The organism is Jidongwangia harbinensis, assembly GCF_020216025.1.
Classification (GTDB): Bacteria; Actinomycetota; Actinomycetes; order Mycobacteriales; family Micromonosporaceae; genus Actinoplanes; species Actinoplanes harbinensis.
In genome coordinates, this window is the sequence record NZ_JAIWNC010000005.1 from 263,735 (window position 1) to 288,246 (window position 24,512).

General features: G+C 73.4%; 19 protein-coding genes. 6 read left to right on the forward strand and 13 right to left on the reverse strand.

The features are described from left to right. Positions 1 to 95 precede the first annotated feature (95 nt). Positions 96 to 2,033 carry a serine/threonine-protein kinase gene (locus tag LDL48_RS09885; protein ID WP_225254726.1) on the forward strand — a complete coding sequence of 646 codons (1,938 nt, stop codon included), beginning with the start codon at positions 96 to 98 and terminating at the stop codon, positions 2,031 to 2,033. 13 nt (positions 2,034 to 2,046) lie between these two features. Here the strand turns inward: LDL48_RS09885 and LDL48_RS09890 are convergent, their stop codons facing one another. The 4 genes from LDL48_RS09890 to LDL48_RS09905 form a co-directional block, all read right to left on the reverse strand. Further along, the gene (locus LDL48_RS09890) at positions 2,047 to 2,880 is read right to left on the reverse strand and encodes an alpha/beta fold hydrolase (RefSeq protein WP_225254727.1); all 834 of its coding nucleotides are present in this window, start codon (positions 2,878 to 2,880) and stop codon (positions 2,047 to 2,049) included. Between the two features lie 111 nt (positions 2,881 to 2,991). Continuing rightward, positions 2,992 to 5,730 carry an ATP-binding protein gene (locus tag LDL48_RS09895; RefSeq protein WP_225254728.1) on the reverse strand — a complete coding sequence of 913 codons (2,739 nt, stop codon included), beginning with the start codon at positions 5,728 to 5,730 and terminating at the stop codon, positions 2,992 to 2,994. Positions 5,731 to 5,766: 36 nt separating this feature from the next. Further along, a complete protein-coding gene (locus LDL48_RS09900; RefSeq protein ID WP_225254729.1) occupies positions 5,767 to 6,006 on the reverse strand; it encodes a hypothetical protein in 240 nt (79 codons plus the stop codon). Positions 6,007 to 6,261: 255 nt separating this feature from the next. Beyond that, complete coding sequence (locus tag LDL48_RS09905) at positions 6,262 to 7,137, reverse strand: Sco1979 family transcriptional regulator (protein ID WP_372472078.1); 876 nt, start codon at positions 7,135 to 7,137, stop codon at positions 6,262 to 6,264. Between the two features lie 196 nt (positions 7,138 to 7,333). Here LDL48_RS09905 and LDL48_RS09910 point away from each other — a divergent pair, with 196 nt between their 5' ends. From LDL48_RS09910 to LDL48_RS09920, 3 genes are all read left to right on the forward strand, one after another. Then, entirely contained in the window at positions 7,334 to 8,158 is an 825-nt protein-coding gene (locus LDL48_RS09910; RefSeq protein ID WP_225254824.1) for a PHP domain-containing protein, read from the forward strand. Between the two features lies 1 nt (position 8,159). Beyond that, complete coding sequence (locus LDL48_RS09915) at positions 8,160 to 8,717, forward strand: histidine phosphatase family protein (protein WP_225254825.1); 558 nt, start codon at positions 8,160 to 8,162, stop codon at positions 8,715 to 8,717. Positions 8,718 to 8,789: 72 nt separating this feature from the next. Further along, entirely contained in the window at positions 8,790 to 9,977 is a 1,188-nt protein-coding gene (locus LDL48_RS09920; RefSeq protein ID WP_225254730.1) for an HD domain-containing phosphohydrolase, read from the forward strand. Here LDL48_RS09920 and LDL48_RS09925 read toward each other — a convergent pair. From LDL48_RS09925 to LDL48_RS09940, 4 genes are all read right to left on the reverse strand, one after another. Then, positions 9,946 to 11,115 carry a response regulator gene (locus tag LDL48_RS09925; protein WP_225254731.1) on the reverse strand — a complete coding sequence of 390 codons (1,170 nt, stop codon included), beginning with the start codon at positions 11,113 to 11,115 and terminating at the stop codon, positions 9,946 to 9,948. The genes LDL48_RS09920 and LDL48_RS09925 overlap by 32 nt on opposite strands. Beyond that, positions 11,112 to 13,295 (reverse strand): two-component system sensor histidine kinase NtrB, encoded by a 2,184-nt coding sequence (locus LDL48_RS09930; protein WP_225254732.1) that lies wholly within the window; start codon positions 13,293 to 13,295, stop codon positions 11,112 to 11,114. The genes LDL48_RS09925 and LDL48_RS09930 overlap by 4 nt, the downstream gene beginning before the upstream one ends. A gap of 71 nt (positions 13,296 to 13,366) precedes the next feature. Continuing rightward, entirely contained in the window at positions 13,367 to 16,021 is a 2,655-nt protein-coding gene (locus LDL48_RS09935; protein ID WP_225254733.1) for an ATP-binding protein, read from the reverse strand. 170 nt (positions 16,022 to 16,191) lie between these two features. Further along, the gene (locus tag LDL48_RS09940; RefSeq protein WP_225254734.1) at positions 16,192 to 16,647 is read right to left on the reverse strand and encodes an ATP-binding protein; all 456 of its coding nucleotides are present in this window, start codon (positions 16,645 to 16,647) and stop codon (positions 16,192 to 16,194) included. 91 nt (positions 16,648 to 16,738) lie between these two features. Here LDL48_RS09940 and LDL48_RS09945 point away from each other — a divergent pair, with 91 nt between their 5' ends. After that, complete coding sequence (locus LDL48_RS09945; protein ID WP_225254735.1) at positions 16,739 to 17,962, forward strand: PP2C family protein-serine/threonine phosphatase; 1,224 nt, start codon at positions 16,739 to 16,741, stop codon at positions 17,960 to 17,962. Position 17,963: 1 nt separating this feature from the next. On the opposite strand, the gene LDL48_RS09950 is transcribed toward LDL48_RS09945, so the two are convergent. From LDL48_RS09950 to LDL48_RS09970, 5 genes are all read right to left on the reverse strand, one after another. Next, positions 17,964 to 20,204, reverse strand: a complete 2,241-nt coding sequence (locus tag LDL48_RS09950; protein ID WP_372472079.1) for a heavy metal translocating P-type ATPase — start codon at positions 20,202 to 20,204, stop codon at positions 17,964 to 17,966. Further along, the gene (locus tag LDL48_RS09955) at positions 20,197 to 21,138 is read right to left on the reverse strand and encodes a DUF8832 domain-containing protein (RefSeq protein WP_225254737.1); all 942 of its coding nucleotides are present in this window, start codon (positions 21,136 to 21,138) and stop codon (positions 20,197 to 20,199) included. The genes LDL48_RS09950 and LDL48_RS09955 overlap by 8 nt, the downstream gene beginning before the upstream one ends. Positions 21,139 to 21,140: 2 nt before the next feature. Beyond that, positions 21,141 to 21,347 (reverse strand): heavy-metal-associated domain-containing protein, encoded by a 207-nt coding sequence (locus tag LDL48_RS09960; RefSeq protein WP_225254738.1) that lies wholly within the window; start codon positions 21,345 to 21,347, stop codon positions 21,141 to 21,143. A 93-nt stretch (positions 21,348 to 21,440) separates the two neighbouring features. Beyond that, positions 21,441 to 22,151, reverse strand: a complete 711-nt coding sequence (locus tag LDL48_RS09965; protein ID WP_225254739.1) for a class I SAM-dependent methyltransferase — start codon at positions 22,149 to 22,151, stop codon at positions 21,441 to 21,443. Between the two features lie 100 nt (positions 22,152 to 22,251). Continuing rightward, positions 22,252 to 23,691, reverse strand: coding sequence for an LVIVD repeat-containing protein (locus tag LDL48_RS09970; RefSeq protein ID WP_225254740.1), 1,440 nt, complete (start codon positions 23,689 to 23,691; stop codon positions 22,252 to 22,254). 132 nt (positions 23,692 to 23,823) lie between these two features. On the opposite strand from LDL48_RS09970, the gene LDL48_RS09975 reads away from it, so the two are divergent. Then, positions 23,824 to 24,489, forward strand: coding sequence for a DUF305 domain-containing protein (locus LDL48_RS09975; RefSeq protein WP_225254741.1), 666 nt, complete (start codon positions 23,824 to 23,826; stop codon positions 24,487 to 24,489). Positions 24,490 to 24,512 lie beyond the last annotated feature (23 nt).

Consider the following 24,512-nt stretch of genomic DNA (forward strand, 5'->3'; position numbering starts at 1 on the left):
CGATCGGGTGCGTGACGTCGCAAGTTCGTATCGTCCAATCCAGACTCCCGGATCAGGGGATGCATACGATCGTCGATAACGGCAGACTGCCCGGCATGGCGGTGGCACAGGTGCTCGGCGGGCGGTACGAGGTGATGGACCTGATCGGCAACGGCGGCATGGCCGTGGTCTGCCGGGCCAGGGACAACGTGCTCGGCCGCACCGTCGCGGTGAAGCTGCTCGCCGGCCGGTACGCGGGCGACCCGGAGTCGCGGCAGCGCATCCGGGACGAGGCTCGCGCGGCCGCCAAGTTGTCGCATCCGAACATCGCCCAGGTGTACGACTACGGCGAATCGGACGCCGACGGGACCTGCCTGCCGTACGTGGTGATGGAGCTGGTCCGCGGCGGCACGCTGCAGGACCGGCTGGACGCGGGGCCGGTGTCGCCACGGTTCGCCATGCGGGTGGGCGCCGAGGTGGCCGCCGCGCTCGCCGCCGCGCACACGGACGGGCTGGTGCACCGCGACATCAAGCCGGCCAACGTGATGGTGCCGCCGTCCGGCGTCAAGGTGGTGGACTTCGGCATCGCGGCGGCGGTCGGCACCGGCGGCTCCACCGACCCGGACGCCGAGGTGCTGGGCACGCCGGCGTACGTGGCGCCGGAACGGCTCCTGGACGACGTCACGGAACCGGCGTCGGACATCTATGCGCTGGGGGTGCTGCTCTACCAGATGCTCTCCGGGCATTCGCCGTGGAGCGCGGACAGCACCACGCAGATGCTGGCGGCGCACATCTACATCGATCCGACGCCGCTGCCACAACTTCCGGAGGTTCCGGAGTACGTCACCGCGCTGTGCAACCGCTGCCTCGCGAAGGACCCGACGCAACGGCCGAGCGCCCGGGAGACCGCGGCGCTGCTGGCCCAGGGTGCGGGCATGCGGGTGGTGGAGGACCTGCCGCCGCCGGCGGCGGTCGCCGCCGGACCGGCGGTCGACCGGCAGCCCTCGGTGCTTCTCCCCCGCCCCCGCTCCGCCGACGGGCCCGCCGCCGCGGCCGCCCTGGCCGGGGGCGCGGCGCTGACGAACGCGGGACAGACCGACGCGGCACAGGCCAGCGCGGCACAGACCAGCGCGGCACAGACCAGCGCGGCACAGACCAGCGCGGCACAGGCCAGCGCGGCACAGGCCAGCGCGGCACAGGCCAGCGCGGCACAGGCCGACGCCATACAGGCCGACGCAGCACGGACCGACGCCGCACGGACCGACGCGGCGATGGCGGGCGGGGACGCGGTCGCGGACCCGGTGCTCCGGCCCGCGGCCGCGGTGCCGGGCGACCCGGCACCGGCCGCCGAGTCCCCGGCGGGCCCGCCGCCGCCGGAGCCCGGACCGGCCACCCCGGACGCCGAAGCCCCCCGCCGCCGCCGGGCCGCGTTGCTGGTCGGACTGTCCGTGCTGGCCGCCGCGGGCCTGCTGCTGTGGTTCCTGCTGCCGGGCGACCGGGAGCCGGAACGGTCCGTCGCCGAACCACCGGTCGTGAGTGCACCGGCCGGCGCCGTGCCGGAGGTGGTCCCGTCCGGGGCCCGTCCGGACGGCTCGCCCGGCGGACCGGACGCTCCCGGTCGCGGGCTCGCGCCCGGCCCGGACACCGGTCAGCCGTCCGGCGGCACCCAGCGCGGCGGCGCGGCCGGTGAGGGCACGCCCACCGTGGCGCCGGACGCCACCGACCCGGCCGACCCGGATCCCGAACCGACCGGCCGGGCCGACCCGGACCCGACCACCACCTCGCCGGACGAGGACGAGGGCGAAGAGGAGGAACCGCCGGCGGCGCAGGAGCGGACGCTGACGTCCACCGGCGGCTCGGTCCGGGCCACCTGCACGTCGTCCGGCAGCGCCCGGTTGCTCTCCTGGTCGGCCTCGAAGCCGTACAAGGTGCAGGAGGTCGACGAGGGTCCGGCGGACGTCGCCCGGGCCGTCTTCCGGCACGGCAACCGGTACGTCCGGATGGCCGTGACCTGCAACGACGGCGTGCCGTCGGCGGACACCACGCAGGACTGACCCGGCCCGGGGCTCAGCGCCGCAGGAACTCCAGCAGCGCCCGGTTGACCTCGTCGGCGTGGGTCCACAGCAGCCCGTGCGGCGCGCCCTCGACCTCGACGTACATGGCGTCGGGCAGCTTGGTGCGCAGCACCCGGGCGGTGGCCTCGATCGGCAGGATCCGGTCGGCGGTGCCGTGCAGGATCAGCGCCGGCACGTCGACCCGCTCGATGTCCGCCCGGAAGTCCGAGATCCAGCTGGGTACGACACCCGCGGCCACCACCGGCGCGGAGCCGATCGCGGTGTCCCAGTTCGCCCGCAGCGCGGCCTCGCTCAGCCGGGTGCCGAGGTTCTCGTCGGTGTTGAAGAAGTCGGCGAAGAACTTGTCGAACCAGGCGTACCGGTCTGCGGTCGCGGCCGCCGCGATGCCGTCGAAGACGTCCTTCGGCACGCCGGTGGGGTTGTCCTCGGTGTGCAGCAGGAACGGCGGGATCTCGGCCAGGAACGCCGCCTTGGCGATCCGCTCGGAGCCGTAGGTGCCCAGGTAGCGGGCCACCTCGCCGGAGCCCATGGAGAAGCCGGCGAGCACCACGTCGCGCAGGTCCAGGGTGCGCAGCAGCACGTCCAGGTCGGCGGCGAAGGTGTCGTAGTCGTACCCCGTGGTGGGTTTGCTGGAGCGCCCGAAGCCGCGCCGGTCGTACGTGACGACCCGGTAGCCGGCGTCCAGCAGCGCGGCGGTCTGCTTCTCCCACGACTGCCCGTCCAGCGGGTAGCCGTGGATCAGCACCACGGCCTGCCCGGCGCCGTGGTCCTCGTAGTACAGCTCGATGTCGGTGGTGTTCTCGGTACCGACCTTGATGAAGCCCATGTGCGGCTTGCCTCCCCATCGCTGCGGTGTCGAAGCTGTTCCGGCACCGCTCCGAAGATTAGGCCGCCGCGGGAACCGCCGGCGACCGTCACGCGACGCCGTCGGTGTACGTCATGCGACGAGGCCGCGATCCAGGACGGCGGCCAGTTCGGCCCGGGACGTGACGCCGAGCTTGGGAAAGATCCGGTGCAGGTGCGTGCTGACCGTACGGTGCGACAGGTACAACCGCTGCCCGATCTCGCGGTTGGTCAGGCCGTCCGCGGCGAGCCGGGCGATGTTCAGCTCGTGCGGCGTGAGCAGGTCACGGGCGTCCGGATCGCGCCGGGGGCTGCTCTCCCCGGTGGCCCGCAGCTCCTGTCGGGCCCGCTCGCTCCACGGGACCGCGCCCAGCGCGCCGAACATCTCCCGCGCGGTACGCAGGTGGGCGCGGGACTCGGCGATCCGGCGCCGGCGGCGCAGCCACTCCCCGTACGCCAGCTCGACCCGGGCCCGTTCCAGCGGCCAGCCGACCAGGTCCGCGTGCAGTGCCTCCCGGTACCGCGACTCGGCCCGGTCCTCCGGTTCCAGCACGGCGCGGGCATAGCGGAGTCCGGCGTGTACGGCCGGCGACGAGGTGCGCCGCGCCACCTCCTCCAACTCCGCCACGATCCCGGTCAGGTCGCCGGCCCGGCCACTGCGGACCGCCGCCTCCACCAGGTCCGGGATGGCGTACCAGCGCAGCGCCGGATGGCAGGCCGGGTCGGCCGGGTCGTGCAGGCGCCGCAGGTGGGCGTACGCGTCGGCGGGGCGCTGTCCGGCCAGGGCGGCGATGCCCCGGGCGCGCTGGACGACGGCCAGCACCGCCCGGACGCCGGCCGCCATGCTCTCCCGCTCGGCGTCCGCCGCCAGCATCTCGGCCAGATCGGTGAGTCCGCGCAACGCGGCGATCTCGGCCTGGCAGGCGCGGGCCAGGCCGTACATGGACGGTTGCTCGGTCTCCCGGGTCAACCGGACCGCCTCGTCCGCGGCCGCCATGGCCGTGTCCAGGTCTCCGAGCCGCACCGTGCTCAGGGCCTGGACGGTCAGTCCGCGGGCCACCAGCCCGAGGCGGCCCTGGGCCCGCAGCGCGGCCAGCGGCGCGGTGACCAGGCGTGCCGCCACGTCGAAGGCGCCGACCTGCAGCGCGGCGCTGCTGAGATAGCGGCCGTCCTCCGGGTCGCTGCCCGGGTCGGCGGCCCGCCGGCGCAGCTCGCCGACGATCGCGTCGCCCTGCGCCAGCGGGACGGTGTACGCGGTGACCGCCAGCAGTCGCGCGTCCCCGGCGTCCAGCAGGCTCTGCGCCACCTGGAGGATCCGGTCCCGGGCCTCCGGACCGGGTTCGGTCCAGAAGCAGCGCATGGCCGCGCTCCACAGCACCCGCCGGGCCAGCTCGGTGTCGCCTCCGACGGCGAGCGCCTCGGCCAGCTGGACGAGCGTGGCCGCCTCCACCGGGTCGTCCCGCATGCCCTCGTCGAAACCGGCGCGGGTCCAGATCACCCGGGCCCGCTGCAGCGGGGTGAGCACCAGCGTGTCGGCCTCGTCCAGCAGACGCCGCACCACGTCCCGCCGGCCGGCGTCGCCGGCCAGTTCGGCGCCGCGCAGGAGTCGCTCGGCCCGACCGGCGTCGGTCGCGCTGAGCCGGGCGGCGCGTTCCCAGGCCAGTACGGCCGCGGCGGCACCGCCCCGCCGCTGGGCCCGGTGGGCGGCGTGCTCCAGTTCCGTGGCGACGTTCTCGTCGACGCCGGCCACGGCGTGGGCGCGGTGCCAGGTGCGCCGGTCCGGCCGGTCGGTGAGGACGTCGGCGAGGGCCGTGTGCGCGGCGAGCCGGTCGCCGGCCCGGGCCGCCTGGGTGATCGCGGACCGGATCAGCGGGTGCCGGAACGTCACCCGGCCGTCCCGCACGTCGATCAGCCGCAGGTCGACGGCCGGTTCCAGCACGGCCATCCCGGCCGCCGCGCCGGTGCGGACCGCGGTGGCGGCCAGCGCCTCGTCCGCGGACGAACTGTCGTTGAGCGCGGCGATCAGCAACGCGGTGCGGGTTCCGGCCGGCAGGTCGCCGACCCGGCCACTGAACGCGCGTTCCAGCCGGGTGGTCAGCGGCAGCGGCGACAGCGTGTCGGCGGCGGCCGCGGTCCGGGGCAGCTCGGTGAGCGCCAGCGGGTTGCCGGCCGCCTCGCGCAGCACCTGCGCCCGTACCGCGGGTTCCAGGCCGGGTGCCACCTCGTCGAGCAGCGTGGCGGCCTCCTCCTCGGACAGGTGGCCGACGGTCAGGCCGGGCAGGCCGGCGTCCTCGAGCGGGTACCGGCTGCCGTCGCGCACCGCGGCGACCAGGACGATCGGTTCGGACTCCAGCCGCCGCGCCAGGAACGCCAGGGCGTCGGTGCTGGGCCGGTCCAGCCATTGCGCGTCCTCGGCCACCAGCAGCACCGGCCGGTCCGCGGCCGACTCGGCGAGCAGGTTCAGCACGGCCAGGCCGACCAGGTGGCGGTCCGGCACGGTGGTGTCGGTGAGTCCGATGGCGGCGCCCAGCGCGTCGCGTTGCCCGGCCGGGAGCGCGTCGAGGCCCGCCCGGATCGGGTGTACCAGCTGGTGCAGGCCGGCGTACGGCAGGTGTTCCTCGGACTCCGCACCGAGCGCGGTGAGCACCCGCAGGCCGGATCCGGCCGCCCGGTGGGCGAGTTCGGCGAGCAGCGCCGACTTGCCGATGCCGGGTTCGCCCCGGACGACGAGGGCGCCGCCCCGGTCGTGCACCCGGTCCAGCAGGCCGGCGAGGACCGCCCGTTCGGGTTCGCGGCCGATCAGTTTCCGCTCGACCCGCGACCTGCCCGCCATGCTGACTCCCCCTGCCCGCCACGTCCTGGCAGCAGGCTATCGGCGGCGCACGGTGGGGGGTGGAGGCAGCCGGCGACCGCGGACCAGGGCCTGCCGGCGGCCGATGACCATGCCGTTGACGCCGATCTCGAGGCCGTGCACCTCATACCAGTTCTCCCCGTCGTAGACGACCGGGCTGCCCCAGTCGATCCGCTCGATCCGGATGGTCAACGGGCCGACGCCGTAGCAATAGTCGGCTTCTGCGAACCGGCTCACCGATTCGCTCGTTCCGGTCATCGGGAGCCACCACCAGCCGAGTACGGGGAAGCGGACGAGCGGACCTCGAACTTCGTCATCCGCTCCTCCTTAGCGATCACGCGATCACTGCACGTGCGTAATGCTGCCCTGCTGCATCTGAGGAAGCAAGGGCGTATGCACGTGCATATGCACAGTGATAGCGGAATCGGACCGTTCGGGCGAGATGCCGCGGTCCCGGCGGTCAGCCGAACGGGACCCACCGCACGCGGCGACGGCCCGTCCGGTCGCCGCGGGTCAGTCCAGTTCGGTGCGGACCGCGCGGAGGAACGGGACGGTGCTGTCCGGCGGCTCGGCCTCCACACAGGCGCGATCGAACACCATCGCGTAATGGTCCAGATCGGCCGGCTTGTCCAGGTAGACCGCGCTGGTCAGCTGCTCGACATAGACCACGTCGGACAGTTCCGGCTCGGGAAAGCGGAGGATCGAGAACGGACACCCGGCGGCCTGAGCGCCGGCGTGGAACGGCAGGACCTGGATCCGGACGTGCGGCAGCTGGGCGGCCTCGATCAGGCACTCCAGCTGAGCCCGCATCACGTCCGGGCCGCCGACCCGCTGGCGCAGCACCGCCTCGTCGATGATCACCCAGAACATCGGCGGATCCGCGCGCCGGAGCACCTGCTGACGGTCGCGGCGCAGGTCGAGGCGCCGGTCCACGTCGCCGGTGAGCGTGTTCGAGTGGCCCAGCCGGATCACCGCACGGGCGTACTCCGGCGTCTGCAACAACCCGGGCACGAAGTGCGACTCGCACGCGCGGATCTGCGACGCCGCCTCCTCCAGGCCCAGATAGGACTGGAACCACGGCGGGACGATGTCGCCGTACCGGTGCCACCACCCGGGGATGCTGGCCCGCTGCGCCAGGTCCAGCAGGGCGGCGCGCTCCTCGGGGTGCACGCCGTACAACGCGCACAGGTCGGTGATGTCGCGGGCCTTGACCGGCACCTGGCCGAGTTCCATCCGGCTGATCTTGGACTCCGAGCCGCGGATCTCCCAGCCCGCCGCTTCCCGCGTGACCCCGGCGACCTGGCGCAGCCGCCGCAACCTGGCGCCCAGCTGCATGCGGAGCGCGGTGGGCCCGGTTCCGGCGACTCGGTCACGACGCACCACGCCCACGCATCCACCTCTTCCGGAGAACTGGGCCCGCCGGTCGGTGCCGGCGCGCCATCCTCAATCTACCCCGCTGCACGTGCAGACAACCGTGCAGCGGAACTTGACGATGCGCGCTCCCCGGCACGCCGGGTTCTCCGGTAATGTCACCGCACGCCTATCGACAGGGGGCGTGGTGCCGCTCTTGCCCGCCGACAGTCACGTGCATACCGAGTGGTCCTGGGATGCCCGGCTGGTTGGATCGATGGACCTGTCCTGCGCCCGCGCCGTGGAGATCGGGCTACCGGCGATCGCCTTCACCGAGCACCTGGACCACACCGCGTGGCGGATCGAGTTGGCCGGGCCGTACGCCCTGGACCACCTCACCGCACTCGCCGATCCACGGGGAATCCTGACGCCGCCGGCGTTCGACGCCGCCGGATACCTCGAGGCGATCGACCGCTGCCGCGACCGCTTCCCGGGCCTGCGCATCCTCAGCGGCCTGGAACTGGGCGAACCGCACCGGCACGCCGGGGCCTGCGCCGGCGTCCTCGGCGCCGGCCGGTTCGACCGCGTGCTTGGCTCGCTGCACACGCTGCCCGACCGCGGCGACTTCGCCGAGCCGTGGGGTATGTACCCACACCGCGACGCGCCCGAGGTGATGCGGGAATACCTGGCCGGCGTGACGGCGATGGTCGCGGAGAGCGACCTGTTCGCGGTGCTGGCCCACATCGACTACCCGGTCCGCTCCTGGCCGGCGCAGCAGGCCGGGGCGTTCGACCCGGCCATGTTCGAGGAGGAGTTCCGGGCGGCACTGCGGGCGACCGCGCGGTCCGGCCGGGCCTTGGAGATCAACACCCGGCTGCCCCTGCACGCGACGATCCTGACCTGGTGGCACGAGGAAGGCGGCGACGCGGTCACCTTCGGCAGCGACGCCCACCTTCCCGAGTTCGTCGCGCACGGCTTCGCCGAGGCGGCACAGATGGCCGAGGCACACGGCTTCCGCCCCGGCTCGAATCCGTACGACCTCTGGGGGCGGGTTGACTGACGTGGTGCTGGTCCGCCATGCGTCCTCCGTGCCGCCGACGCGGGACGGGCCGGACGACCTCACCCGGCCGCTCACCCCGGAGGGTCTGCGGCAGGCGGACGAGCTGGTGGAGTCGCTCACCGCGCTGCGGCCGGCCGCGGTGTGGTCCAGCCCCTACCTGCGTGCGGTCCAGACCGTCCGCCCCACGGCCCGGGCCCTCGGCCTGCCGGTCGGCACCCGCCGGGAGCTGCGGGAGTGGGACGACGGGCTCCCGTTCACCGACGACTGGATTCCGCACTACGCCCGGAACTGGGCCGATCCGTCGTTCGCCCGGCCCACCGGGGAAAGCCTGGACCAGCTCACCGCGCGCGCGGTCGCGGCGGTACGGGCACTGGCCCGGGCGTACCCCGGTCGACTGGTCCTGGCCGGCAGCCACGGCACCTTCGTGTCCCGGGCGCTCCGCGGCTTCGGCGTACCGGCGGACTGGCCCTTCCTCCGGCGCATGCCGATGCCGGCGGTCTACCGTCTCCGCTTCACCGACCCGGACGCCGATCCGCAGACGTCCGGGCCGGGCCTCTAGACCTCGGCTTTGCCCCCCTCGGGTCCGGCCGGCGGGATATCGTCAGGCGGTCGGACCGTTTTGGGAGCCATCGTGACTAATTCCGCGGGTCTGCCCCGCATCCTGTTCGTGGACGACGAGCCGAACATCCTCGACGCGCTGCGCCGGCAACTGCGCCGCGAATTCGCCGTCGAGACCGCCGTGGGCGCCGCCAAGGGGTTGTTCGCGCTCGGCCAGGCGGAGCCGTTCGAGGTCATCGTCTCGGACTTCATGATGCCCGGCATCAACGGCGCCGAGTTTCTCGCGGCGGCCCGGAAGGCCGCACCGACCACCACGCGGATGCTGCTCACCGGCCACGCGGACCTGGCCGACGCGGCCCGGACCATCAACGAGGGCCAGGTCTTCCGGATGCTCCTCAAGCCGGTGGACCAGGAGACCATGGTCGCCGCGCTGGGTGACTGCGTGGCGCAGCACCGCCTGCTGGTGTCCGAACGCGAACTTCTGGAACAGACCCTGCACGGCAGCGTCAAGGCGCTCACCGACGTGCTGTCGCTGGCCAGCCCCGCCGCGTTCGGGCGGGCCTCGCGGATGCGGCGGGTGGCGTCCGCGGTCCTCGACCAGCTCGAGGTCGAGGACCGCTGGGCCATCGAGCTGGCCGTGCAGATGTCCCAGCTCGGGGTGGTGACGCTGCCGCCGATCGTGGCCGAGAAGCTGGACGCCGGCGCCGCGCTCGGTCCCGCGGAACAGGCGATGGTCGACCGGGTGCCGGAGGTCGCGGAACAGCTCATCTCGCCGATCCCCCGGCTGGCGCCGGTGGCCGAGGCGATCCACTACTCCCGCAAGGGCTTCGACGGCTCCGGCCCGCCCGACGACGGCGCGACCGGTGCGCGGATCCCGTTCGGTGGCCGGTTGCTCCGGCTGGTGCGCGACTACGACACCCTGCTCACCCAGGGCGCCTCGCCGGACGTGGCGCTGGCCACGCTGCGCTCGGCCGACCGGGTGTACGACCCGGACCTGGTGGACGCGCTCAGCACGTCCGCCGCCGCCCTGGCCAGTTCGGTGCAGGGCGTGATGCTCGCCGACCTGCGGTCCGGCATGGTGCTCGCGGCGCCGGTGACCAGTCGCTCCAACGTGCTGCTGGTGAACCCGGGCCAGGAGGTCACGGTCGGGCTGATCACCCGGTTGCGCAACTTCGCGGCGCTGGAGGACGGCGTCGCGGAGCCGCTGATGGTGCTCGACCCGGCCGGGGTCAGCGCCGCAGCCGTTCCCGCCATCGGCTGAGCACGTCGCGGGCCGGCGGGTCGAGCGCGTCGGCGTCGTCCGGCACGGCGCCGTGGCATCGCCCGCACACCGGCCCGAGTTCCGCCTCCACCGCACCGTGTGCCAGCGACACCGCCCACGTCGCGTCGACCGCCGCGGGCCGGTCCGGGCCGGCCGGGCCGGACACCGCCTCGATCACCGGCGCCGGCAGTCCCCACCGGCCGAGCAGCTTGGCGCCCACGTCCAGGTGGGAGACGCCGAACGCGGCTTGTTCGGTGGGGCACAGGTCGACCGATCCGTCCGCCGCGGCGTGCCACGAATCGAGCACCAGACGGAACGCCGCGGGCCGCGAGGACGCCAGCACCAGCTGGCCCACCTCGTGCAGCAGGCCGGCGGTGAACGCGTGACTCTCCCAGTCCTGCCCCTCGGCGAGCAGCCGGGCCAGCCGGGACGTCTCCACCGAGTGCCGGGTGAGACCGTCGATCCATCCGGCGGGCAGTTCGCCGCCCACGTCGAACGTGCGGATCAGGTCGTGCATCAGGACCAGGCCACGAACGGTGTGCAGGCCGAGCAGCACCACCGCCTGGGACACGTTGCTCACGGTCCGGCCGGCCGTGTACGCCGACGAGTTCACCAGGTGCAGGACCTTCGCGGTCGCCGCCGGATCCCGCTCGATGATCTCGCCCACGGACGCCGGCGACGCGTCCTCGGCGTCCAGCGCCTGCACCAGCTCCACCAGGGCACTCGGCGGACTGGGCAGCGACTCCACGAAGTCCGCCGCGTCGGTACGGACGCCGATCAGCCGGTCCAGCGTGGCCACCAGTTGCTCCGGCGAACTCGGCTTGGTGAGGAACTCGTGCGCCAGCACCATGATGTGCAGCAGATTGTCCTCGTTGGTCTGCCCGGAGAGGATCACCCGGGCGGTGCCGGGGTAGTCGTTCCGGACCCGTTCCAGCAGTTCGGCGCCGTCCATCCCGGGCATCCGGTAGTCCGACACGATTACGTCGCACGGCTGTTCCCGCATGGCCGCCAGCGCCGCCTCGCCGCCCTCGGCGAACGACATGTCCCACCGGTCCCGGTACGCCCGCAGCATCCGCCGCAACCCGCCCAGGATCCGCGGCTCGTCGTCGACGAACAGCACGTGCGGGCGGTCGCTCACCGCGCCGCCTCGGTCAGTTCACCGGCCGGCTCGGAACCTCCCGCCACACCCACCGGGAGCCGCACCGAGAAGGTCGTACCGACGCCCAGTTCGCTGGTGAAGTCGATGGTGCCGCCGTGCCGGTCGGTCACCAGCGTCCGCACCAGCGCCAGCCCCTGGCCGGTGCCGGTGCCCACCTCCTTGGTGGTGAAGAACGGGTCGAACAGCTTGTCGGCGATCTCCGGATCCACCCCGGTGCCGGTGTCGCCGACCTGGATGACCGCGTCCGCACCGTCCAGGAACGTGCGGACCGTGACGGTGCCCCGGCCCGGACCCGCGGCGGCGATCGCGTGCGCGGCGTTGACCACGAGGTTCAGCACGATCTGGTTGATGTCGCCGAGGTGGCAGTACACCGAGGGCAGGTCCGCCAGGTCGGTCTCCACGTCCGCCACGTACTTGATCTCGTTGTTCGCCACCACCAGCGTGTTGCGGATCGACTCGTTGAGGTCGGCCTGGGTCTTCTCGTCGGTACCGGGGTGCCCGAACGCCTTCATCGCCCGCACGATCCCGGCCACCCGGTTGATCCCCTCCAGGGTCTGCGAGATGGCGACCGGGACCTCGTCCATGACGAACTCGACGTCGACGTCGTCGGCCACCGACTGGGCCTCCTGGACGGCCGCCGCCACGTCGCCGGCCTGCTGGGCGACGCTGACCAGCTCCTGATAGGCCGCGTACAGCCGGCCCAGGTCGGCGAACGCGTCGTTCAGGAAGCGCACGTTGTCGCCGACGAACTGGATCGGGGTGTTGATCTCGTGCGCGATGCCCGCCGCCAGCCGACCGACCGACTCCAGCTTCTGCGCGTGCCGCAGTTCCAGTTCCAGCCGTACCTGCTCGGACACGTCCCGGGCGGTGAACACCAGGCTGCGTGAGCCGTCGTGCTCGGTCACCTGCTCGACCATCGCCTCGACGTCGGCCCATTCGACGCCGTCGTGCGCCCGGATCCGGCAGGACCGGCCGCCCGGTGTGCTCGCGGGCGGCGGATCGGCCAGCGCGGCCCGGTCGTCGGGGTGCACCAGCGACCAGAGGTTCCGGCCGATCAGCTCCGCGCGGTCACAGCCGAGCACCGCCGCGGCCGCCGGATTCGCGAACCGGATCGACCCGGCCTCGGCCGCCAGCATCAGTGCGTCCGGCGAGTGCTCCACCACGATGCTCAGCCGGGAACGGCTCAGCAACTGGTCCAGGGTCAGCGCGGCCTCGCCGGCGAGCGTGGTCACGGACGCCGTCAGGTCGTCGGCCGGCCGCCGGTCCAGCGCCAGCACCAGCAGGCCGAAGACATCGCCGTACGCGGAGAGCGGCGCGGCGATCATCACCGGGCGGGGCGGCAGGCGCAGCGCGGCGGCGATCGCCGCGGCGTCCTCCCCGACCGACATCAGGTAACCGCCGGGTTCCAGGGCGGCGCGCGTCGCGTCCGGCAGGATCGTCACTCCGGCGATCCACCCGACCGACTCCTCGCCGACGTGTCCGGCCCCGGCGACCACGTGCAGCCGTGGTCCGCCCCCGGTGCAGATCAGCGCGCCGCTCACCGCCCGGTCCATGCTCAGCGCCGCGCCCAGCGTGACGTCCATCGCCTCGGCCCGGGTGGTGGAGGCGACCAGGCCGGCGCCGGCCGAGGCCAGCGTCGCCTCCCGGGCGGCGGTCCGGTCCCGGGCGCTGCTGCCCAGCGCCAGCACGTGGTTGACGGTCAGCGCGATCAGGGCGGTGATGAGCATCGACGCGGCGCCGTCCCGGTCCGCGTCGAAGAGCACCACCCCGGTCACCATCATGGCCGCCAGCACCCCGGCGGCCAGCAACTTCTGCCGGAGCCGGCCGTACAGCGCGCGGAAGTTGACCCAGAGGAAGCACATCACGATGGTCGGCCCGTAGTCGGAGGCGGCCGCGACCGCCGCGACGCAGACGCCCTCGGGCACCCAGCTCCAGGCCGGGAACCGCTGCCGCCGGTAGCCGCGGTAGAGCCAGACCTCGAGCAGCACCGTCGCCACCACCGCGGCCTGCAGTTCGTAGCGCTCGGCGTGCCGCCAGACCGCCCAGAACCCGAACACCGGCCACAACAGCACAAAGCCGAAGAAGAGCGTACGCAGCTGGCCGAGCATGGTGTCGGTGCCCTGGAAGAACCGCCCGGCCCAGGGAACGGGTATCACCATTGCCGCCTCCTCCGGCCAGCCACTTGCCCAGGATGCACCGCCCCCACCTGGTATGTCCGGGTTTTTGGGTATCACGGCCGGCGGGCGACGGACCGGCCGGCCGCGCGCAACGCCCGCGGTATGGCGGCGAGGAGCTGGTGGGCGCTGACCGGCTTGCTCAGCAGCATCGCGTTCTCCGGCAACGTGCTGCGGGCCGCAAGGATGGTCTCGGCGTACCCGGACATGTAGATCACCGGCAGCGCCGGCCGGCCCGCGCACATCGCCACGGCCAGCTCCGGCCCCTGCATGTCGGGCATCACCACGTCGGTCAGCAGCAGATCGAGGGTGTCCAGGTCACCGGCCAGCTCGAGCGCCTCGGCGCCGGTCCCGGCCGACACCACGGTGTAGCCGTTGCGCTGCAGGATCCGCTCGGTCAGGGCGCGCAGGCTGTCGTCGTCCTCGACCAGCAGCACGGTTTCGCCGGTGCCCGGCGCCGGCGCCGCGACCGGTGCCACGGCTGCCGCGGCGGCCTCGTCGACGACCGGCAACAGCGCCGCCACCGTGGTGCCGTGTCCCGGCTCGGAGTAGATCTGCGCGTGCCCGCCGGCCTGGGTGATGATCCCGTAGATGGTGGCCAGGCCGAGGCCGGTGCCCTGACCCTTCGGCTTGGTGGTGAAGAACGGCTCGAAGGCCCGTTCCAGCGTGGCCCGGCTCATCCCGGTGCCGGTGTCACTGACCCGCAGCCGCATGTACCGGCCGGACCGCACGCCGGGGTGCTGCGCGGCGTAGTGGTCGTCCACCGTGACCGCGTCGGTGTCGATGGTCAGCGTGCCGCCCCGCGCCATCGCGTCCCGCGCGTTCACCGCCAGGTTCACCAGCACCTGCTCCAGCCGGCCGACGTCCGCCTTGATCGGCTCCGGCGCCGCGGTGAGGCGGGTGACCAGCGTGACGTCCTCGCCGAGCGTTCGCCGCAGCAGCTTCTCCACGTCCGCCACCACCTCGTTGAGGTCCAGCACCCGCGGCTCGGTCACCTCGTCGGCGCGGGAGAAGGCCAGCAGCTGCCGGGTCAGCGCGGCCGCCCGGTCCCCCGCCGCGACGATCTCCAGCAGGTCGCCGTGCAGCCGGGACCACGCCGGGTCGTCGGACGCCGCCTCGGCCACGTCCGCGGCGGACATGCTGGCGTAGCCGTTGATGATCCCGAGCAGGTTGTTGAAGTCGTGCGCGATCCCGCCGGCGAGCTGGCCCAGGCTCTCCAGCCGCTCGGACTGCCGCAGCCGCCGGTGCAGGTGCTCCCGCTCGCTGACGTCGTCCAGCACCGCGCAGCGCACGGTACGCCCGCCGAACGACGTCAGGTGCGAGGTCACCTCCACGTCGGTCACCGTGCCGTCGGCCAGCCGATGCCGTAGCCGCCGGCCACGCTCCACCGGTTCCGCCCCGGCCATCGCCTCGATCAGCGCGGCGGCGTCCTCGGCCGGGCACAGGTCGGTGACCCGCATCCGCAGCAGAGCCTCCCGGTCATGACCGAGGTACTGCACCGCCGCGTCGTTGGCCCCGACCACGTCCAGCGTGGTCACCTCGAACAGATAGATCGGGTACGGGCTGCTCTCGAACATCCGCCGGTAGTTGCGGTCCAGCTCCCGGGCCGTCGCCTCGGCCTGCCGCCGCTCGGTCAGCTCCCGGTCGACCACGGCCAGCAGGCCGGCGAACTCGGCACCCAACTCGCTCACCTCGCGCGGGCCGGAGACGGTCATCGTCCGCTCCAGGTCGCCGGTGGCCGCGGCCGTCTGGACCGCCGCCCGCAGCCGTCCGATCGGCCGGGTGATCCGGCGGTACACCAGCAGCGTGGCGAGCAGCCCGGCGAGCAGCCCGATTCCGGCCGGCACGGCCTGCCACCGGACCAGCCGCCGGGAACCGGCCAGCGCGGCGGACCGGTCCGCACCGGCGAACAGCCGCGCGTCCAGCACCTCCACCGGTGCCTGCCCGTACACCCGCCGCGCCCCGCCCACGTCCGCGCCGTCGCCGCCGGAGTCCGGCGGCACGAACCGGCTCAGCCCGACCGGCGTGCCGGCCCACCGGGCACCGTCCGGCCACCGGGTCAGCACGGTCCCGGAATCCCCGGACAGCAGCGTGAACTCCAGATTCCGGGCGCCGCCGAACACGCCGCCGGCCGTGGCGCCGAGGCTGACCAGGTCGATGAACGCCACCACCATGCCGAGCCCGGCGACCGGTGCCGAGATCAGGATCGCCGGCCGTCCGGTCCGGCCGTCGGTCACCGGCGCCGCCATCTGCGCCGCCCGGGACGCACCGGCGAGCCACGATGCGCCCCGGTGCGCGGCGGTGTCCCCGGCACCCGCCGGCGGCCGGGACGAGCACGCCACGGTGCCGTCGGTACGCAGCACGTCGAGGTGGCCTTCGTCGCCGGTGCCGCCGAGCGCGAACGACAGCCGGCACGCCGACGGATCGGCGTACACCCCGGCGGCTCCCGGACTGCCGGCCACCGCCTGCACGCTCGACCGCACCACCGCGAGCTGCCGCCCGATCTGCTCGGCCGCCCGGCGGGCGCCGAAGTCGGCGTCCGCCCGCGCCGCGCTCAGCGCGTCCCGCCGCGCGCTCCACCAGCCGGCGCCGAGGGCGCCCGTCGCGGCGACCACGAACAGGACGCTCAACGCGGCGAGATAGGCCCGCAGCGGACGGGAGCGTTGCGGATCGGTGGACGGCGCCCGGTCCGGGTCCGGAGTCCGCCGCATCGCTGTCTCGATTCGCTCGACCCGGCGGCGCCGCGCGGTCGCCGGCCGGGATCGGCCGGCCCGCCACGACCGGCCACGGGTGCGGTGCCGGTCGCATCGGCACGAGGTGGTCGCCAGCGACGCTACCGCCGGGGACGCCGGCCGGGTGGTGGGTTGGGAAAACGCCGCCGCTACCCGGCGGACGGCGCGATCCGCACCGTGGTGCCGGCCGGGCCGCTGTCCACGGACAGCACCTCGGCCATCTGCTCGACGATCCACAGACCCATGCCGCCGGCCGCGGACAGCGCCGGGCGCGGGCGGTCACCGAGATGCTCGGCGGCAACGAAGCCGGTGCCGTCGTCGCGTACCTCGCAGGTCAACCGGCCGTCGAAGCGCAGGCGCAGGGTCCCGGTGCCGCCGCCGTGCCGCACCGCGTTGGTCATCAGCTCGTTCACCGCGGTGACCCAGTCGCTCAGCGCGTCCGCGCTCAACCCGTGGTGATCGGACACCGCACCGACCCGGTGCCGGACCGCGTCCAGCTCGTCCCGGGTGAACGTCGCCACGAGCAGATCCGCGCCGGCGCCCGGGCTGGTGTGCTCAGGCAGCGAGGCGATCACGGCATCGACCGGCCTTCCCGCGTCCGTCACGTCGCATGAACTTACTACCTCCCGACCGCACGGACACCACGTGGTGATCCAGGCCCGGTGACACGGCGAGTCCGAGGACTAGGCTGCTTCCGTGATTGAAGCGGAGGGGATCAAGAGCGACGAGCGGCTGCGCCGTCTCGAGGCGGTCACCGACGCCGCGCTGTCCCAGCTCGACGCCTCCGACCTGCTCGACGAACTGCTGGACCGGGTCCGCGATCTGCTCGGCGTCGACACCGCATCGATCCTGCTGATGGACCCGCACGCGCGTCAGCTGGTGGCGACCGCGGCCAAGGGCCTGGAGGACGAGATCCGGCAGGGCTTCCGGGTCACCGTCGGCCGCGGATTCGCCGGCCGCATCGCGGCCACCCGCAAGCCGCTCGTCCTCGCCGACGTGACCCCGGCGGACGTGGCCAATCCACTCCTGCTGGAGAAGGGCATCCGCTCGCTGCTCGGGGTGCCCATGATGATCGGCGGCGAGGTCATCGGCGTGCTGCACGTCGGCACGTTCACGCCGCGCCGGTTCAGCCCCGACGACGTACGGCTGATGGAACTGGTCGCCGACCGGGCCAGCCGGGCCGGCCAGATCCGGGCCACCCGGCTGGACCAGGCCGCCGCGCTGGCGTTGCAGCGCAGCCTGCTGCCGCCCAAGCTGCCGCAGGTGGCCGGGGTGGAGATGGCCGCACGGTACGTGCCCGGGCACGCGTTCGGCATCGGCGGCGACTGGTACGACGTCTTCACGCTGCCCTCCGGATGGCTGGGCGTGGTGATCGGTGACGTGTCCGGCCACGGTCTGCGCTCCGCCGTGGTGATGGGCCGGATCCGGAGCGCGCTCCGGGCGTACAGCCTGATCTGTGACGATCCGGCGGAGGCGCTGACCTTGCTGGACCGCAAGGTGCACCACTTCGAGGCCGGCAACCTGACCACCGCGATGTACGCCATGGTCGCCCCGGACCGTGCCACGCTGCACGTGTCCTCGGCCGGCCACCTGCGCCCGGTGCTGGCCGTACCGGACGAGCCGGTACGGGTGCTGAACCTCCCGATCGACCCGCCGCTCGGCATCGGCCGCCCGCGCGCGGTCCGCCGCACCTCGGTGGTCGACTTCCCGCCGGGCGCCGTCTTCATCGCCTACACCGACGGGCTGGTGGAGCGCCGGGGCCAGCTCATCGACGTCGGGATCGCCCGGCTCACCGAGGTGGTCCGGCCCACCGCCACCGAGGACGTCTGCGCCAGCATCATGGCGACCACGAACGTGGAGCAGCCGACCGACGACATCGCGGTGCTCGCCGTCCGGCGCCTCCCCACGGCCGTCGGTTAGCTCACTGGACCGTCCGGAACCGGCGCAGCCGCAGGCTGTTGGCCACCACGAAGACCGAGGACAGCGCCATCGCGGCACCGGCGATCATCGGGTTGAGCAGGCCGGCGGCGGCCAGCGGCAGGGCCGCGACGTTGTACCCGAACGCCCAGAACAGGTTGCTCTGGATGATCCGCAGCGTGCGCCGGGACAGCCGGATCGCGTCGACCGCGGCCATCAGGTCCCCGCGGACCAGGGTCAGGTCGGACGCCTCGATCGCCACGTCCGTGCCGGTACCCATGGCCAGGCCCAGGTCGGCCTGGGCCAGCGCGGCCGCGTCGTTCACCCCGTCGCCGACCATGGCGACCACCCGGCCCTCCGCCTGCAGCCGCTTGACCTCGTCGACCTTGTCCGCGGGCAGCACCTCGGCGGTCACCTCGGCGATGCCCACCTCGTCGGCCACGGCCCGGGCCACGGTGGCGTTGTCGCCGGTGAGCAGCACCGGCGTGAGGCCGAGGCGGCGCAGCGCGGCGACCGCGGCCCGGCTGGTCGGCCGGACCGCGTCGGCGACCGCGAGAACGCCACGGATCTCGGCGTCCCAGCCGACCACGACGGCGGTCTGACCGGCGGCCTGCGCCGCCGTGACCGCCTCCGCGACCGCGGCCGGCCGGGTGAGTCCCGCCCGCTCCAGCAGGGCCGGCCGCCCGACGTGCACCTCCCGGCCCGCGACGGTGCCGCGCACGCCCAGTCCCTCGGTGCTGGCGAACCCGGACACCGGTGGCAGCGGACCGACCCGCTCGGCGGCCGCCTCGGCGACGGCGCGGGCGATCGGATGCTCCGAGGCCGCTTCGACCGCGCCGGCCAGCCGCAGCAGTTCGTCGCGGTCCTGCCCGGCGGCCGGCACCACCTCGACCAGGGCCATCCGGCCGGTGGTCACGGTGCCGGTCTTGTCCAGCACGACGGTGTCCACCCGCCGCGTCGACTCGAGCACCTCCGGCCCCTTGATCAGGATGCCGAGCTGCGCGCCGCGGCCCGTGCCGACCAGCAGCGCGGTCGGGGTGGCCAGGCCCAGGGCACACGGGCAGGCGATGATCAGTACGGCCACCGCGGCGGTGAACGCGGCGGTCCACCCGCCGCCGCTGCCGACCCACCAGCCGAGCGTGCCGACGGCCAGCGCGATCACCACCGGGACGAAGACACCGGAGACCCGGTCGGCGAGACGCTGCACTGCCGCCTTGCCGGTCTGCGCCTGCTCCACCAGCTCGGCCATCCGGGCCAGTTGGGTGTCCCCGCCGATCCGGGTGGCCCGGACGATCAGGCGACCGCCGGCGTTCACGGTCGCGCCCACCACCGCGTCTCCCGGTCCCACCTCGACCGGCACCGACTCGCCGGTCAGCATGCTCTCGTCGACCGCCGAACTGCCGTCCTCGACGACCCCGTCGGTCGCCACCTTCTCGCCCGGGCGGACCACGAACCGGTCCCCCACCGCCAGCTCGGCGACCGCGATCCGCACCTCGGCGCCGTCCCGCAGCACCGCCACGTCCTTGGCGCCCAACTCCAGCAACGCCCGCAGCGCGGCACCGGCCCGGCGCTTGGACCGGGCCTCGAAGTAGCGCCCGGCCAGCAGGAACGTGGTGACCCCGGCGGCCGCCTCCAGATAGATGGCGCCGGCGCCGTCGGTGCGGGCGATGTCGAACGTGAACGGGTGCGTCATGCCCGGGGTGCCGGCGGTGCCGAAGAACAGCGCCCACAGCGACCACCCGAACGCGGCGACGGTGCCCAGCGAGATCAGCGTGTCCATGGTCGCGGCGCCGTGCCGCAGGTTGGTCCAGGCCGCCCGGTGGAACGGCAGCCCGCCGTAGACCACCACCGGCGCGGCGAGCGTCAGCGACAGCCACTGCCAGTACTCGAACTGCCAGGCCGGCACCATGGCCAGCAGCACCACCGGCACGCTGAGCGCGATCGAGGTCCACAGCCGGGTACGCAACCCGCGCAGTTCGTCGACCGGTTCGGCGGCCTCCGCGGCGGTGGCCGGCGGCGCGGGCGGCACGGCGGTGTAGCCGGTCTTCTCCACGGTGGCGATCAGGTCGTCGCTGGTGATCCCGTCGGCGTACCGGACGCTGGCCTTCTCCGTGGCGTAGTTGACCGTGGCGGTGACGCCGTCCATCCGGTTCAGCTTCTTCTCGATCCGCGAAGCGCAGGAGGCGCAGGTCATGCCGCCGATCGAGAGTTCGATCCGGTTCGCCATGCGGGTCTCCTCACCCATGGGTGTGGTCCGGGGCCTCGGGCTGCGGCACGGGCTTGCCCGCCACCGCGGTGAACTCCGCGGTGCGTACCGTGCCGGCGTGCCGGAAGTCCAGGTAGAGGCGGTAGGTGCCGGCGGACGGCACCTCGGCGTGGAAGGTGACCGCCGGCCCGGGCGGGGTGCGGCCGTCGCCGGGGGCGCCGTCCGGGTGCACGTGCAGATAGGCCAGGTCGCCGTCGCGCAGGGCCACCAGATGACCGTACGCGCCGAGGTACGGCTGCAGGTCGGTGACCGGTCGGCCGGCGCGGCTGACCGACAGCGTGACCGGTGACGAGGTGCCCGGCGTGAGCTCGCCGGCCAGCGTCACGGTGTAGCCGTCCACGGTGGTGGTGCGGGCCGGCGCCGGCACCGGCACCGGGCGGTGGTCGCCGGGTGCGGGCACGTCGACGCCGAGGGTCAGGCCGTCGTCCCGGCCGGCCGGGACGAAGTCGGCGAACACCCGGTAGGTGCCCGGTGCGGGCACCGCGAGCGGGACCGACCAGGTGCCGTCCGCGGCCATCGTGGGGTGCACGTGCCGGAAGCCGGCCAGGTCGCGGCGCACCACGACGAGGTGCAGGTCCTTGTCGTGACTGGGCTGGTAGCGGGTCAGCGGCGCGCCGTCTGGCCCGAGGACCCGGAAGCGGAACGGGTGCGGCGTCCCGGTCGCCAGCGTGCCGGAGAGCGGGACCAGCCGGTAGCCGTCCTCGGTGACCTGCAGACCGGCCGGCAGCGGCGCGGCGGCGGCCGGCCCAGCGGCCGGCCCGTCGTGCCCGGCGGCCGCGGTGCCATGGGCGGGGGTCTGCTCGTGCCCGGCGGGCGGTGCCGCCGGGCCGGTCAGGCGACCCAGCCCGGCGGACGCCGCGAACACCGCGGCCAGCCCGAGCGCGAACGCGCCGAGCCGCATCGGGGTACGCACGGCTACCTCGCGACCTGGTAGCCGGCCTCGTCGACGGCGGCCACCACGGCGTCGTCGTCCAGCGGCCGGTCGCTGCGCACGGTGACCGCGCCGGCGGCGAGGTCGACCCGCACGTCGGTCACGCCCGGAATGAGCCGGACCTCCGCGTCGACCGAGGCGACGCAGTGCGCGCAGGTCATCCCGGTCACCGAGTACGTCTTCGTGGTCATGCCGATCCCCTCTCGTGTGTACCGCTCCAACGTACCCTTACCCCCCAGGGGTATCAAGAGGAGCTGCCTGAGGCCGCCGTCACCCCGGCCCGCTCAGACCGGCCGGTGGGCGCGCAGCATCAGTGAGACGCCGGGCAGCGACTTGACCGGCAGGTACCGCTCGGCCGCGATGACACCGGACAGCCCGAGGTTGACCAGGGCGGGCAGTTCGGTGAGATCGCTGCCGGTGGACGAGCGCCGGCGCCACGCCGCGGCCGGGCGGAGCAGGACGTTCCAGCTGCCGATCGAGTCGACGACCAGGCCACTCTTCGCCACCAGCCGGAGCAGTTCGTCCCGTTCGTACCGGCGCACGTGCCCGACCGCCTCGTCGTGCGCCGACCAGAGCCGCATGTCGCACGGCACCGCGATCAGCGCGGTGCCACCCGGGCGCAGCACCCGGACGATCTCCTCGGCCGCCAGGTGGTCCTCGGTGATGTGCTCGAGGATGTCGAACGCCACCACGAGGCCGGCCGCACCCGAGCGCATCGGCAGGTAGCGGGCGTCCGCGCGAATCGTGTCCAGCCCCCGTTCACGGGCCACCCCGGCACCGTCGGCGTCGAACTCGAGGGCCAGGGGCCGCCAGCCGTGCGCGCGCAGCACCCGCGAGTTGCCGCCCGCGGCCGCCCCGATGTCCAGGGCGCTGCCCGGCGCGACGCCCGCCTTGGCCAGCCGGCGCAGTTCCCGTGCCAGCAGCGCCCGGCGCTCGCGGTACCACCAGTGGCGGTCCTCCAGCGCGGCGAGCTTGCGGATCTCCAGAACGTCCACGGGGTGTCTCTGCCTCTCGGGTCAGCATGCGAGTACGCAAAACGCTCGGCCGGGGGTTACCCGGCCGAGCGCCCTGACGTTACCGACTAGTGCGGGGTTCTCACCAGTCGCGGTAGTTGGACTGGGTCTGCGCGTTGAAGACCTGGGTCCGCTTGTACTTCGCCGGGTCGGTACGCGGGTCCACCAGCTCCAGGACGTCCATGCCCTTGGCGATGTCGTTGGAGTAGATGAAGCCGTTGTACCAGTACGCCGACCAGGAGCCGCCGGACACGAGTGCGGTGGTCGAGATCGGCCCCCGCTCCCAGAACGCCAGCTCCTTGGGCTTGCGGGCGTTGGTGAAGTCCCAGACCGAGATGCCGCCCTGGTACCACGCCTGCACCATGATGTCCTTGCCGGGCACCGGGATCAGCGAGCCGTTGTGGGCCACGCAGTTCTCGGTGTCGGCGTTCATCCGCGGGATCTTGAAGTAGCTGCGGAACTTGAGCTTCCGCTTGGCACCCTCGCCGGTGACCGCGTAGACCGCGTTGGCTCCCCGCGTCGGGCCGACCTTCTCGTTGCAGGTCGCGGCGCCGCCGCCACCGAGTTCGTCGGTGAAGACCACCTTGGTGCCGTCGTTGTTGAACGTCGCCGAGTGCCAGAAGGCGAAGTTCTCGGTGTCCCGTACGGTCGTGATGACCTTGGGGTTGGTGCGGTCACTGATGTCGAACAGCGCACCGTCACCCATGCACGCGCCGGCCGCGAGGTCCAGCGCCGGGTACGCGGTGATGTCGTGGCAACCGGTGGTCGCCGAGATCTCGCCGCCGCCACCCGGGTTGCCGCCCTCCGGGAACAGGATCGGCGTGGCCACCACGGCCGCGGCGGTCGGGTTCTTCAGCGGCACCTTGATGATCGAGATCTTGTCGTGCGGCAACTTGCAGTTCGGCAGCGACTGGGTGGTCAGGTTGTACGAGGAGATGTACAGGTAGACCGACCGGTCGCCGCCCTTGCCGGGCACCATCGTCTGGGTGTGCGAACCGCAGTCGGTCTTGACCGCGTCGATGTACTGCGGGTTCACCGGGTCGCTGATGTCGAAGATCTTGATGCCCTCCCACCGGGCATCCTCCGGCGCGGTGGGTGCCGCCGCCGTGCTGGTGCAGGAATCGTCGGACCGCTGGGAGTCGGTGCCGAGGAAGAGCAGGTTGCCGTGTACCGAAACGTCGTTCTGCGCACCGGGGCAGGACACCTGGGTGGCGACCTTGGGCTGGCGCGGCTTACTGATGTCGTAGACCGTGAAGCCGTTGTAGTTGCCGCCGTACGCGTATTTACCTTGGAAGGCCCAGTCGCTGTTGGTGGAGTTCGCGAAGGGACCGGTCTTGTCCAGGTGGGCGACCTGGGTGAGGTTCGGGCTGCTGACGATCTCGTCGACACCCGGCACGTCGGCCGAGGTCACGCCCTGTGCCGCGCCCGTTCCGGGCGCGACCAACAGGCTGAGTGCGAGTGTCGCCGCACTGAGACCTGCCAGGCGCTTGAGCTGCCGCCCTCGTGGGGCAGAGTGCTTCATGGAGCTCCTTCCGGCTTCCAGAGCACCGACGGTCACGACCACGTAGCCGTCGGGTTGGATACACCAACGTCGTTACGATAGACGCGAACGCCCTTCGGCGGGGGCTCAATATCCACTGTACGAAGGGGAAAGATGTCCCGGCAACGCATATCGACGCTGGTCGCGGCCGTGGTCGTGGTGCTGGCGGCGGGCGGCGCGGTGATCGCCGCGCGCTCCGGCGGCTCCGGCAGCGCGGCGGCGCCCCGGGCCAGTGCGGCGCCCCCGGTCCGGGTGGTGGTGCCCGGCCGGCCGGGCGAGTCCGCGGTGGTGACCGACTCGGACCGGCTCGGTGCGCCGGAGGGTTCGACGTACAACGCGGTCGACACCACGTTCGTCCAGATGATGATCGTGCACCACGGCCAGGCCGTGACGATGGCCGACCTGGCCGCGGAGCGGGCCGGCAGCGCCGGCGTCCGGTCGCTGGCCAGCCGGATCAGCGCCGCTCAGAAGCCCGAGATCGAGGTGCTCCGGGCCTGGCTGCAGAGCCGCAAGCTGGCCGCGAGCGACCCCCGGCACGACCACGCCACGATGCCCGGGATGCAGAGCGAGGCGGATCTGGCGGCCCTCGCCGCGGCCCGCGGCACCGAGTTCGACCGTCGCTTCATCACCATGATGACCGCGCACCACCAGGGCGCCATCCGGATGGCGGGTGATGCGCTGGCCGGCGGCACCGACCAGACTGTGCAGGAACTCGCCAACGAGATGGCGGTCGAACAGGGCAGTGAGATCCGGCGCATGCGGCAACTCGGGGTGCGCTGAACCGAACCACGGCAGCGGACGTG

What these genes read in the sequence shown, in the direction of transcription:
- LDL48_RS09890 (WP_225254727.1), bottom strand. Translation starts at nt 2,880, where the DNA reads ATGGGCTTCATCAAGGTCGGTACCGAGAACACCACCGACATCGAGCTG.
- LDL48_RS09960 (WP_225254738.1), bottom strand. Translation starts at nt 21,347, where the DNA reads ATGACCACGAAGACGTACTCGGTGACCGGGATGACCTGCGCGCACTGC.
- LDL48_RS09970 (WP_225254740.1), bottom strand. Translation starts at nt 23,691, where the DNA reads ATGAAGCACTCTGCCCCACGAGGGCGGCAGCTCAAGCGCCTGGCAGGT.
- LDL48_RS09930 (WP_225254732.1), bottom strand. Translation starts at nt 13,295, where the DNA reads ATGGTGATACCCGTTCCCTGGGCCGGGCGGTTCTTCCAGGGCACCGAC.
- LDL48_RS09950 (WP_372472079.1), bottom strand. Translation starts at nt 20,204, where the DNA reads ATGGGTGAGGAGACCCGCATGGCGAACCGGATCGAACTCTCGATCGGC.
- LDL48_RS09900 (WP_225254729.1), bottom strand. Translation starts at nt 6,006, where the DNA reads ATGACCGGAACGAGCGAATCGGTGAGCCGGTTCGCAGAAGCCGACTAT.
- LDL48_RS09885 (WP_225254726.1), top strand. Translation starts at nt 96, where the DNA reads ATGGCGGTGGCACAGGTGCTCGGCGGGCGGTACGAGGTGATGGACCTG.
- LDL48_RS09975 (WP_225254741.1), top strand. Translation starts at nt 23,824, where the DNA reads ATGTCCCGGCAACGCATATCGACGCTGGTCGCGGCCGTGGTCGTGGTG.
- LDL48_RS09935 (WP_225254733.1), bottom strand. Translation starts at nt 16,021, where the DNA reads ATGCGGCGGACTCCGGACCCGGACCGGGCGCCGTCCACCGATCCGCAA.
- LDL48_RS09895 (WP_225254728.1), bottom strand. Translation starts at nt 5,730, where the DNA reads ATGGCGGGCAGGTCGCGGGTCGAGCGGAAACTGATCGGCCGCGAACCC.